The organism is Christiangramia gaetbulicola, from assembly GCF_003054225.1.
In the GTDB taxonomy this organism is placed as follows: Bacteria; Bacteroidota; Bacteroidia; order Flavobacteriales; family Flavobacteriaceae; genus Christiangramia; species Christiangramia gaetbulicola.
Genome location: NZ_QBKQ01000003.1, coordinates 22,611 through 34,036, shown reverse-complemented (window position 1 = coordinate 34,036; position 11,426 = coordinate 22,611). Strand labels below are relative to the sequence as shown.

Sequence of the window (11,426 nt, the reverse complement as noted above, 5' to 3'; positions counted from 1 at the left end):
TTATCCTAGATCTTCCCCAAAATCCTTCATCACCTTCTCCCGTATTTGTTTAATTTCCTGTTCTTCAGATTTTGGTACGATCATAAGAACATCTTTATCCTCTACGATGATATAGTCTGAAATTCCCTTTAAAACTACTATCTTTTTATCTGGTGTAGAAATAATATTATTCTCTGAATCGTCGGCCACCAGCCTGGAGTTAATAGAGGTATTCCCATTATCGTCCTGTGGCAATTCTTTCTGAACAGAAGACCAGGTTCCCAGGTCGTTCCAGCTATAACTTACCGGAATCACAAATACCGAATCAGACTTTTCCATGATCCCGTAATCGATAGAAACATTGGCAGCCTTACTATAATTCTCTTCAAGAAAATCTTCTTCCTCTTTTGTATTCCAAACCTCATCTCCTTTTTCAAACAGCCTGTACATTTCCGGAAGATGCTCTTTAAAGCTTTCAACAATGAATTTAGAGCTCCAAATAAAGATGCCGGCATTCCAGACATAATTTCCCTCCTCAAGAAATCTCTCTGCCTGTTTAACCTGTGGCTTTTCAGTAAAACGCTCAACTTTTCTTATTGACTCATCAGAACTTTCGTCATATTTAATATAACCATAGCCAGTATTAGGATGGTCAGGTTCAATCCCAAGGGTAATCAAGCGATCTTCCTCTTCAGCATAATTAAAGGCTTCCTGTATGGAATCCATAAATTCTGCTTCTTCCTTTATCCAGTGATCACTGGGAGCAACAACTATAAGTGAGTCAGGATTCTTTTTCCTGATCTTTAAAGCTCCCAGTAATATACTTGGAGCGGTATTACGCATCTCGGGTTCAGGAACTATCTGTTCATCTTTTACATGAGGAATCTGCTCCTTGACCATATCTACGTACTTCTTATTGGTAAGCACGTAAATATTTTCTGCAGGGATCAATCCCGAAAGTCTTTTAAAAGTAGTTTGAAACAATGTTTCACCTACCCCAAGAATATCTATGAATTGCTTAGGATTAGATGCTTTGCTCGAAGGCCAGAATCGTGAACCAACACCACCGGCCATGAGAATTGCATAATATTTATCTTTTTTAGTCCCAGTCATAATTTCAAACCTTAATTAAATGTACTTCAGCATTGGGCTGAAATAAATATATCCTTCCCGTATCAACTTCCAGACACTCATACCTCTTGATCTTTTTAGGACCTTTTTTAAACGTTTTCCCATTATGGATCTTGAATAAACTTCCGGAAGGGATCTCAAAAATATAGTTTTTATCGTTATCGGGATCAAAACTCTTTAGGGCTACAGATAATTTCGCATCGGTATCACTACTCGCTTTTGGATTTCTGAAATGATTTGCAATGACCGGAAGCAACGAATTCGGAAAAACTTCTGGTCTTATAAAAGGCAACATTAAACTCCTAAAACAATGTTTCCATTCGGCTCCATGAGGTTTAATGGTCCTGCCATACTTTTCAAAAGCGACGAGATGAGCGATCTCGTGAATACTGGTGATCAAAAACCTGTATTTATTCAGATTCGCATTGATGGTGATCTGCTGTGAACCATCTGGCATTCTCCTATAGTCCCCGTGCCTGGTAACACGTTCATTCACGATCTTGAGATGAACTCCGTTCATTTTAATGAGTTCTGAAACAGGTTCCACGGCATTTACCGGCAGGTATTTAGCAAGAATATCTCTCATGCTTTAGGGTGTGCTGTTGGACACCTGCAGAATTTTACCATTATAGAGCTTATGTCCTTTCAGGCTGAAATCTGCTATATATTCAGCCATTTCTCTTGCCGAAACCGGAGCTTCGTAACCTGGAAATGCCTCTTCCAGCATTTCAGTTTGAACCGCTCCCAATGCCAGGGCATTAAAAGATGGACCACTTTCTTTATATTCTTCGGCCAGTAACTCTGTAAGAGTAAGCACTGCGCCTTTACTACTACTATATGCCGCCAGTCCCGGAAATTTCATACTTCCCTGGATGCCTCCCATACTACTAATCGTCAAAACATGCGAATCCTTATGCATAAATGGGAGTAGTTTCCTGGTAACCTCGGCTACTCCAAAAACATTCACTTTATAGACTTCACTGAAGTCTTCCCATGTAGAATCTGCAAAAGGTTTATTTAAAAGAGCCCCGGCATTATTAATAAGCACATCTACTTTAGAATCCCAGTGATGCACTATATAATTTTCAGCTTTCAAATGGCTGTCTTCGCTGGTAATATCAAAAGAAAAAGCTTTTACATTCTCCAGTCCCAGGTCTGTTACCGGCTTTTCATTTCGGGAAAGTGCCAGCACATTATATCCCATTCCGGCAAAAATAGAGACCATTTCAAAACCTATTCCCCTACTTGTACCGGTTATAACTATATTTTTCATTATAAATTCATTTTGATTTCCCTGTCTGCTGTATTAGCTATTTTCTGTATACCCGGGATAAGATCCTCTATTAGATCTGCCATATGCTCCGCATCCAGAAATTCCGCTTCATCATCTACGTGATGATAATAGGGATAGTTTGAAAAATCGAATGTAGAGATGGTTTGAGCAGGCACATTGAATTCTTTATAGAAAGGATAATTATCACTTCTCTTAAATAGGTTCATCTGGCCAGCCTGTGGCAGGAACCCCAATACCTTATCTCCACCCGAATATTCATTGAATTTTTCAGCAAGGTTAGACCTGTCAAAACCGGTTATATATGCCTTATAATCCTTAGCTTTCATAGGCACTCCTATCATTTCCAAATTGATCATGGCATAGAGGTCTATACCTTCTTCTTTTAATCTTTCGGCAAGATGCTCAGAACCTTTAAGTCCCATTTCTTCGCCAGAAAATAAGGCAATAATGATGCTTCTCTTGTTATCATTTGAAATTGCTAAATGTTTTGCGAGCTGAAGAACTCCTACCGTACCTGCAGCATTATCATTCGCACCATTAGCAATATTATCCCCATCTACGGCTTTACCATTTCCTATATGATCGTAATGTGCCCCTAAAAGAATATATTCATCCTTGAGGTTCTCATCTGTTCCTTCAAGAAGACCTACAACATTATAACCTTTACGGTCATTAACCTGAAAATCGTCTCTGTATGTATCAAAATAAGGGCTAATACCAGCTTCTTTAAAATGCTCTTCTATATATTTCGCAGCCTTTTCTATCCCTTCACTCCCGGTTTCTCTACCGGCGAGTTCATCTGAAGAAAGATAATTGAGATCCTTCTGAACTTCCTCAACTGAAACTTTATTTGAATTAGTTTTTGAAGATTGGGCGGTACTTATTTGAAACAAAAAGAGCATTATCAATAATGCGCTGAAACGTAGTGTGATCTTATTTTTTCTCATATTGCTAAAGATAAAAAAATCCCGCGATTAAGCGGGATTCAATATATTATTAGAAGCTTGAATTAAGCCAGCATAGTCACTGGATTCTCAAGATACGTTTTTAAGGTTTGTAAAAATGCAGCTCCTGTTGCGCCATCTACTGTTCTATGATCACAGGCAAGAGTAAGTTTCATAGTATTACCAACTACGATCTCACCATTTTTAACCACCGGCTTCTCTACGATCGTACCTACAGAAAGGATAGCAGAGTTCGGCTGATTAATAATACTTGTAAATTCTACAATCCCGAACATTCCAAGGTTGGAAACAGTAAAAGTACTTCCTTCCATCTCGGCTGGCTGGATCTTTTTATTTCTTGCTTTCCCGGCAAGATCTTTCACATTACCTCCAATTTGAGTAAGTGACATTTGATCTGCAAACTTTAAAACTGGAACTACAAGTCCCTCTTCAACCGCTACGGCAACACCCATATGGATATGCTTGGCGATCTTCATGGTATCGCCCGTCCACTGGCTATTTACCTGCGGATGCTTTCTTAGAGCCATAGCAGATGCTTTAATAACCATATCGTTGAATGAAACCTTTACATCTGGCATTTCATTGATATGCTTACGTGAAGCCATTGCGTTCTCCATATCTACCTCTATAGTAAGGTAATAATGCGGAGCAGTAAATTTAGATTCTCCAAGACGCTTGGCGATCACCTTACGCATTTGAGAATTCTTGCGCTCCTCGAAACTTTCTTCTCCTGCAGGAGTATAAGGTTGTACAGAGGCAGTCGTTTTCTCCGCTGATTCAGCTTTAGCTTCAGCAGCAGGTTTATTCTCTGCGCCTTTAAAGTTCTCTATATCTTTCTTTACAATTCTTCCGTTCTCACCAGAACCTGAAACTTCAGAAAGATCGATGCCCTTATCTTCTGCCATTTTCTTAGCAAGTGGAGAAGCAAAGATTCTACCGCCGTCTTTAGTTTCGGTTTGGGATTTAGTTTCTTTTTTATCTGAGGAATCATCTGAAGACTCTTCAGATGACTCTTCTTTATCCTTAGATTCAGATGAAGACTTAGAAGACTTTTTAGCTCCTCCTCCAGAAGTATCAATTTTAGAAACATCTGTTCCTTCCGGACCAATAATTGCAAGAAGACTATCTACCTTTGCAGATTCACCTTCCTGTATACCGATCTTTAAAAGAGTACCATCGTAGAAAGATTCGAATTCCATTGTTGCCTTATCGGTTTCGATCTCAGCAAGGATATCACCCTCTTCAACTTTATCGCCTTCCTGCTTAAGCCATGTTGCCACGGTTCCTTCTTCCATGGTATCGCTTAAACGTGGCATTTTAATAATTTCTACTCCTTCAGGCAGTTCCCCGTCTCCTTCTTCGGAATCATCAGAATCATCAGAATCGTCATCAGACTTAGATTCTTCTTTTGAATCCTTTTCCTCTGATTTATCCTCTTCCTTGTCTGAAGAATCTCCGCTTTCAGCTTCTTTTAAAAGGTCTGAAATATCTTCACCTTCCTCACCAATTATAGCAAGTAGTGCATCAACCGGTGCTCCGTCTCCTTCTTCAACTCCAATATGCAGCAAAGTACCTTCATAGAAAGACTCAAACTCCATCGTCGCCTTATCGGTTTCGATCTCGGCAAGAATATCTCCCTCTTCTACTTTATCTCCTTTTTGTTTCAGCCACTTTGCAACGGTACCTTCTTCCATGGTATCGCTCAAACGTGGCATTTTGATTACTTCTGCCATAGTTTAATCTAATTTATGTGCTAGAAACGGATAATTTTCCTGTTCGTAAACAACGTCATACATTACATTCTTATCAGGGAAGTCAGATTCATCTGCGAATTTCTCACATTCAGCAACCTTCTCCTTAACGCGTTTATCGATCTCTTTAATTTCTTTATCTGAAGCGTATTTCTTCTCCTTAATAATATCACGAACCTTGGTAATAGGGTCCAGTTTCTGATATTCAGCAACCTCATCCTTGGTACGGTACTTTTGAGCATCACTCATAGAGTGACCTCTATAACGGTACGTCTTTAATTCCAGGAATGTAGGACCATTACCTTTTCTTGCTCTTGTGATCGCTTCGTCCAGAGCTTCAGCAACCTTCACAGGATCCATCGCATCTACAGGACCACAAGGCATTTCATAACCATTACCTAATTTCCAGATCTCAGTATCTTTAGAAGTACGGGCAACTGAAGTTCCCATGGCATAACCGTTGTTCTCTACACAGAAAACTACTGGAAGGTTCCAGTTCACGGCCATGTTCAAAGTTTCATGAAGAGATCCCTGTCTTACAGCACCATCACCCATAAAAGTTAGGGTCACGTTATCTCTTTTGTGATATTTATCTGCAAAGGCAAGTCCGGCTCCTAGAGGTATCTGTCCTCCAACGATTCCGTGACCACCATAAAATCTCTGCTCTTTGGCAAAAATGTGCATGGAACCACCTAGTCCCATTGAAGTACCTGTCTTCTTACCATAAAGCTCTGCCATCACTCTTTTTGGGTCTACTCCCATCCCGATTGGCTGAACGTGGTTACGGTAAGCGGTGATCATACGATCTTTTTCAAGATCCATTGCATGAAGTGCACCAGCTAAGATAGCTTCCTGCCCATTATATAAATGTAAAAACCCTCTAACTTTCTGTTGAATATAAACCTGCGCAAGCTTATCCTCGAATTTGCGCCAAAACAACATATCCTCGTACCACTTTAAGTATGTGGCTTTTGTAATTTTCTTCATCTAAAATTTATATTTAAAGGCCAGACAGATTGGTTTTGCCAAGCGGATAACAAAAATACTATTTTCGTTAAGAAACGAAAACAGTTTTGTAGCAAAAAATAACGAAAACCTTATAGACAGGAACTATCAAAAATTAATGGCAGCAGATCCTTTACAGAATCGGCTTTTACCACTTTTCCCGTTTCCCCCATAAAATATAATTCGATAGGTTCTTCCTGCTTGACTTCATATTCAACTAAAGCCTGTCTGCAGGCCCCACATGGCGGTACTGGAGAAACAACCTGATGCCTCATGGATTTCGCAGAAATAGTGATCTTTAAAATCCTGGTTTCGGGAAATTTTGCTCCGGCAAAATAAACCGCTGTTCTTTCAGCACATAATCCAGAAGGATACGAAGCATTTTCCTGGTTACTACCAACTACAATTTCATCATTTTCCAAATAAATTGCAGCTCCCACCTTAAATTTGGAATAAGGAGCATAAGCAGTATCTCTAACTTCAATAGCTTTCTGCATCAATTCCTGAACATCCTCTGGAGTTTCATCGATAGAATCATATACCTCAAGGCGTGAAGTAATAGTAAGTGGCTTCATATATATTAATTGGAGAGACAAGGTAACAGAAAACACATGGGTTTCCAGTACCTATAAGATAGTTTTAAGATTTTTGATAATTCTAATTAGTGAAGCTGTCACCAAAATTAAAACTTAGTCCGAATCTAAGTGTTCCCTCTAAAGGACTCGGAACAGACGAAGTTGAAAATAAATAAGAAGCATCGATCACAATAGATTCATAAGCGAATCCTGCTCCTAGAGAAAAGAATCTCCTGAAACCTTTTTCCTCGCTTTCATTAAAATAACCAGCTCTCAAGGCAAATTTATCCTGATACCAGTATTCTGCCCCTAATGCCAGGGTAACTTCTTTAAGCTCTTCTGAAAAACCATCTGGCGCGTCACCAAATGATTTGAAGATACCTTCTATAGAACCTATATCATTATATTCCTGATCGTCTTCAGCATCTATATCTCCATCACCATCAAAATCCTGTGGAGTAGGCACTAATAATTTATTGAATTCTACATAAGTCCCCAGACGGTTATCTGCATCGAATATAAAATCGAAGCCGGCTCCCAGTTTCAGGTTTGTCGGGATAAAGTTCTCCTGCCCGGCATCATCATATTTCATTTTAGGTCCAATATTAGAAATATTGGCACCCAACCTCCATCTGGCATCAAAGTTACTAAGGGTTAATTGTTCTCCTTCATAAAAAGCAGCGACATCAACACCAAAAGTAGATGCAGCACCAAGGTCTTCAAGATCCTGTAAACCCAGATCTGACCTTAAATACCTACCAGCAACGGCCATAGAGAAAGTCTCACTTAATTTCAAGGCATAGGAGACATCAAGAGTAACATCATTTGGATTAACTGTATTCGGGAATTGTTCAAAAGTTTCCCTGGTTTCAATATTACCAAGACTAAAATATCTTAAACTCGCAGACATTGCGCTACGATCATTGATCTTATGAAAATAATTAAGGCTTCCCAGAAATATATCATTTACAATTTCGCTCAGGTAAGGAGTATAGGTAACCGCAACTCCATTTTCCCTTGTAGCGAAAGCATACTTGGCTGGATTCCATTGTTGCGAGAACACATCTGGCGAGGTTGCTACACCCTGATCACCCATTCCGGCAGCACGCGCATCTGCTGCTACCAGTAGAAATGGAACAGCAGTAGTTATCACCCTATCCCGATCGTTCTGTGCAAAAATTGAAAAGTCGGCAAACAAAACTGCCGTTATCAAAAAGAATGTAATTTTTTTCATTATCGTAGTTAATGATAAACAAATATATAGTAATATTCCTGTTAAGAAAGAACCATTGTTCGAAAAAGCTTTCTTAATTAGGTAATTCCAGTAAAATCAAATTGATAAAAAAATTAGGGGTTATTGAATATAACTCAATTTAATTGAATTTATTGCAATGAAGAGACAAGTGGCACTTAAATTCGATAAAAATGACAAACCCAGACAATTTTCCGGAATGTTTACCGTTTAATTTTGTCATGGATTTTCAACCCATAAAACCTTAGAAATAAACCGAATATAAAACAAAGTTAGGTTATAGCATATCAGAGAGTTATAGGAATTTCCGGACTTTTAGAATTAACAAAATAATCTTGTACATTTATCGTTAATTAGTATATTGCAAAGCCTAAATTTCTATCATAAAGAAGGAAATAATATGAATTTGAATGTAGCTTTAAAAGGCGTTATTGCTGTAGTTTGCGGCCTTAGTTTACTTAGCTGTAATAAATCCAATAATTACAAAAACACCTCCAGAGCCACCGGTTGGGATATAAATTCTGACGAAGGTGGATTTCAATACAACACAGATTACAAGGAACAGGAAGCTGCTCCGGGTCTGGTTTTTGTTGAAGGCGGAACCTATACAATGGGACGTGTACAGGATGATCCTATGCACGATTGGAACAACACTCCAACGCAACAACACGTGCAATCCTTCTATATGGATGAGACCGAAGTTACCAACAAGATGTACCTTGAATATCTTGACTGGTTAAAACGCGTTTTCCCTCCGGAAGAAGAAAATTACAAGAATATTTATAACGGTGCGTTACCAGACACTCTAGTATGGAGAAACAGACTTGGTTACAATGAAACCATGGTGACCAATTACCTGCGTCACCCGGCCTATGCTGAATATCCAGTAGTAGGAGTTAGCTGGATCCAGGCTGTGGAATTCAGTAAATGGAGAACAGACAGGGTTAACGAACACCGTCTAGAAGAAGAGGGATTCATTAAAGAAGGAGCCCACATCACAGATGCTAATGCATCTTCAACTTTTAACACAGAAACTTATATCCACACTCCAAGCAAAGCTTACGGTGGTAATACTGAAGTTAGCCAGGGTGGAGATAAATCTCAGGACAGATTAAGCGAAACCGATGAAGCTGGCAACCCAGTCAAGAAGATTTATCCTGGTCGTGAAAGCGGACTTATCTATCCTGAATACAGACTTCCTACAGAAGCTGAGTGGGAATACGCTGCACTTGGACTTGTTGGAATTAGAAATTATAATACTTACAGAGGTAGAAAAAAATACCCATGGGATGGACAGTACACCAGAAACGGTGATGTTAAGAAAATGGGAGATCAGTTAGCCAACTTCAAACAAGGAGATGGTGATTATGGTGGAATCGCAGGATGGAGTGATGATGGAGCAGATATCACTGCAGAAGTAAAGAGCTACGAGCCTAACGATTTTGGTCTTTACGATATGGCTGGAAACGTTTCTGAATGGGTAGCCGATGTTTACCGACCTATAGTTGATGATGAATTTAATGATTTCAACTACTACCGTGGTAACGTTTATACCAAACACGCTATAAACGAAGACGGAACAGTTAAGGTTGTAGGTACAGACGATGTTGTGTACGACACTCTAAGTAATGGTAAACTAGTTGCAAGAAACCTTCCAGGTGAAATTGCTCAGGTTCCGGTTACTGAAGAAGACACTTACATGAGAACTAACTTTACTGAAAGTGATCAGAGAGACTTTAGAGATGGCGATAAAAGCTCTAGCAGATATTATCAGCCATTCCAGGAAGTAGATGAAGATCCTTCTAAAAGAATGTATAACTCACCTACTTATGATAACTTCACTTACGCAGATAGTTCCGCTGAAGAAGGAATTACCTCAAGAGGTTATGATAAAGAGAAAAGAACTAGCCTTATTAGCGATGAAGTAAGAGTTTATAAAGGCGGTAGCTGGAGAGACCGTGCTTACTGGCTGGATCCTGCTCAACGTCGTTATTTCCCTCAGGATATGGCAACAGATTATATTGGTTTCAGAAATGCGATGTCTAGAGTTGGATCTAAATCTTTAGATAAGAACAAGACTGCAAGAAGCAATTAATATTTTTCAATATAAATTATACTTAAAGCCCTAACTTGTTTAGGGCTTTTTTAATAGATTTATTTTATGAATACAGCCAGACTCCACCAACGATTCCTGCTTTGCTCAGGCGCAGATACAGACACGAGGAAAATCCGTAAAGACAGCATGTTTTTCGCTCTCAAAGGCGATAACTTTAACGGCAATGAATTTGCCGAGCAAGCCCTTAAAAGTGGAGCCAGATACGCCATTGTAGACGATAAGAATTACGCAAAAAACAAGGAAGAGTATATTGTAGTTAAAAACAGTCTTGAAGCATTGCAAAAGCTAGCAATCTTTCATAGAAATTATCTGGGTATTCCTATCCTTGCCATTACCGGAAGCAACGGTAAGACAACTACCAAAGAACTGGTGAACGCTGTTATTTCTCAAAAATTCAGAACGGTTGCAACAAAAGGAAACCTAAATAATCATATTGGGGTGCCGCTAACTCTCCTATCGATGGATGATCAAACGGAATTTGGGATCGTTGAAATGGGAGCAAATCATCAACTAGAGATAGAGTTTTTATGCACCATAGCAAATCCAGACTATGGATATATCACAAATTTTGGAAAGGCACACCTGGAAGGTTTTGGTGGAGTTGAAGGAGTCATTAAAGGGAAAACCGAATTATACAGATATCTACAAGAGAAAAACAAACTACTCTTTCTAAACCTGGATGATGAAATTCAGAAGAAGCAGGAAATTTATAGTCATACTTTTAGCTTTGGAGAAAGCAGGCTGGCAGATGTTAAACTTAAATATCAAAAAGGTCTTTCTAACGCACAATTACATTACAATCAAACAGATTTTAAAAGCCAGCTGACTGGCGATTATAACGCAACCAACATGGCCGCTGCCTTATGCATAGGCCTTTATTTTAAAGTGGAGTTCTCAAAGATCCAAAGCGCCATTGAAAATTATATCCCTTCTAATAATAGATCACAAATTATCAAAAGCGGCACTAACGTTATTATCATGGACGCCTATAACGCCAATCCAACCAGCATGCATGCTGCCCTGGAAAATTTCAAAAACCTGAAAACAGAAAAACAAAAAATAGTGATCCTGGGAGATATGTTTGAATTGGGTAGTGCAGCAGCCACAGAGCATCAGGTGATAGCCAACTATATCTCCAATAGCAATTTTTCTGAATCTTATTTTCTTGGAGAAAATTTTAAGAATACAGACACCAGCAGCGACTTCATTTTCAAATTCAGAGATTTTGAAAAATTAAAGGAACATCTGGACGAAAGTGACTTTCAAAATTGTTACTTCCTGATCAAAGGCTCTAGAGGAATGGCTATGGAGAGAGTTTTAGAAAGTCTCCAGGTATATTCAGGAAGCAATAATTAAGC

Annotated in this window: 10 protein-coding genes; 2 read left to right on the top strand and 8 right to left on the bottom strand. The window is 39.0% G+C overall.

Annotation, left to right across the window (positions count from 1 at the left end):
- The 8 genes from C8P64_RS11590 to porV form a co-directional block, all read right to left on the bottom strand.
- Positions 1-1,092, bottom strand: a complete 1,092-nt coding sequence (locus C8P64_RS11590) for a mannose-1-phosphate guanylyltransferase (RefSeq protein WP_108172265.1) — start codon at positions 1,090-1,092, stop codon at positions 1-3.
- 4 nt (positions 1,093-1,096) lie between these two features.
- Positions 1,097-1,696 (bottom strand): SprT-like domain-containing protein, encoded by a 600-nt coding sequence (locus C8P64_RS11585; RefSeq protein WP_108172264.1) that lies wholly within the window; start codon positions 1,694-1,696, stop codon positions 1,097-1,099.
- Between the two features lie 3 nt (positions 1,697-1,699).
- Entirely contained in the window at positions 1,700-2,383 is a 684-nt protein-coding gene (locus C8P64_RS11580; RefSeq protein ID WP_108172263.1) for an SDR family NAD(P)-dependent oxidoreductase, read from the bottom strand.
- Positions 2,383-3,351 carry a M28 family metallopeptidase gene (locus tag C8P64_RS11575; protein WP_108172262.1) on the bottom strand — a complete coding sequence of 323 codons (969 nt, stop codon included), beginning with the start codon at positions 3,349-3,351 and terminating at the stop codon, positions 2,383-2,385. Before C8P64_RS11575 ends, C8P64_RS11580 begins: the two co-directional genes overlap by 1 nt.
- A gap of 62 nt (positions 3,352-3,413) precedes the next feature.
- Positions 3,414-5,102 carry a pyruvate dehydrogenase complex dihydrolipoamide acetyltransferase gene (locus C8P64_RS11570; protein WP_108172261.1) on the bottom strand — a complete coding sequence of 563 codons (1,689 nt, stop codon included), beginning with the start codon at positions 5,100-5,102 and terminating at the stop codon, positions 3,414-3,416.
- A gap of 3 nt (positions 5,103-5,105) precedes the next feature.
- Entirely contained in the window at positions 5,106-6,107 is a 1,002-nt protein-coding gene (gene pdhA / locus C8P64_RS11565; protein ID WP_108172260.1) for a pyruvate dehydrogenase (acetyl-transferring) E1 component subunit alpha, read from the bottom strand.
- A gap of 110 nt (positions 6,108-6,217) precedes the next feature.
- The gene (gene cdd, locus C8P64_RS11560; protein ID WP_108172259.1) at positions 6,218-6,700 is read right to left on the bottom strand and encodes a cytidine deaminase; all 483 of its coding nucleotides are present in this window, start codon (positions 6,698-6,700) and stop codon (positions 6,218-6,220) included.
- An 82-nt stretch (positions 6,701-6,782) separates the two neighbouring features.
- A complete protein-coding gene (gene porV, locus C8P64_RS11555) occupies positions 6,783-7,934 on the bottom strand; it encodes a type IX secretion system outer membrane channel protein PorV (RefSeq protein ID WP_108172258.1) in 1,152 nt (383 codons plus the stop codon).
- Between the two features lie 418 nt (positions 7,935-8,352).
- Between porV and gldJ the strand changes: the two genes are divergently transcribed.
- Positions 8,353-10,047, top strand: a complete 1,695-nt coding sequence (gene gldJ / locus C8P64_RS11550; RefSeq protein WP_108172945.1) for a gliding motility lipoprotein GldJ — start codon at positions 8,353-8,355, stop codon at positions 10,045-10,047.
- Positions 10,048-10,113: 66 nt separating this feature from the next.
- Positions 10,114-11,424: a UDP-N-acetylmuramoyl-tripeptide--D-alanyl-D-alanine ligase gene (locus C8P64_RS11545; RefSeq protein WP_108172257.1), complete on the top strand. Its 1,311-nt coding sequence runs from the start codon at positions 10,114-10,116 to the stop codon at positions 11,422-11,424.
- The last annotated feature ends 2 nt before the right edge of the window (positions 11,425-11,426 follow it).

Excerpts from the sequence above, each read along its gene's own strand:
- C8P64_RS11590 (WP_108172265.1), bottom strand. The coding sequence starts at position 1,092 with ATGACTGGGACTAAAAAAGATAAATATTATGCAATTCTCATGGCCGGT.
- C8P64_RS11585 (WP_108172264.1), bottom strand. The coding sequence starts at position 1,696 with ATGAGAGATATTCTTGCTAAATACCTGCCGGTAAATGCCGTGGAACCT.
- C8P64_RS11545 (WP_108172257.1), top strand. The coding sequence starts at position 10,114 with ATGAATACAGCCAGACTCCACCAACGATTCCTGCTTTGCTCAGGCGCA.
- porV (WP_108172258.1), bottom strand. The coding sequence starts at position 7,934 with ATGAAAAAAATTACATTCTTTTTGATAACGGCAGTTTTGTTTGCCGAC.
- C8P64_RS11570 (WP_108172261.1), bottom strand. The coding sequence starts at position 5,102 with ATGGCAGAAGTAATCAAAATGCCACGTTTGAGCGATACCATGGAAGAA.
- pdhA (WP_108172260.1), bottom strand. The coding sequence starts at position 6,107 with ATGAAGAAAATTACAAAAGCCACATACTTAAAGTGGTACGAGGATATG.
- C8P64_RS11580 (WP_108172263.1), bottom strand. The coding sequence starts at position 2,383 with ATGAAAAATATAGTTATAACCGGTACAAGTAGGGGAATAGGTTTTGAA.
- gldJ (WP_108172945.1), top strand. The coding sequence starts at position 8,353 with ATGAATTTGAATGTAGCTTTAAAAGGCGTTATTGCTGTAGTTTGCGGC.
- cdd (WP_108172259.1), bottom strand. The coding sequence starts at position 6,700 with ATGAAGCCACTTACTATTACTTCACGCCTTGAGGTATATGATTCTATC.
- C8P64_RS11575 (WP_108172262.1), bottom strand. The coding sequence starts at position 3,351 with ATGAGAAAAAATAAGATCACACTACGTTTCAGCGCATTATTGATAATG.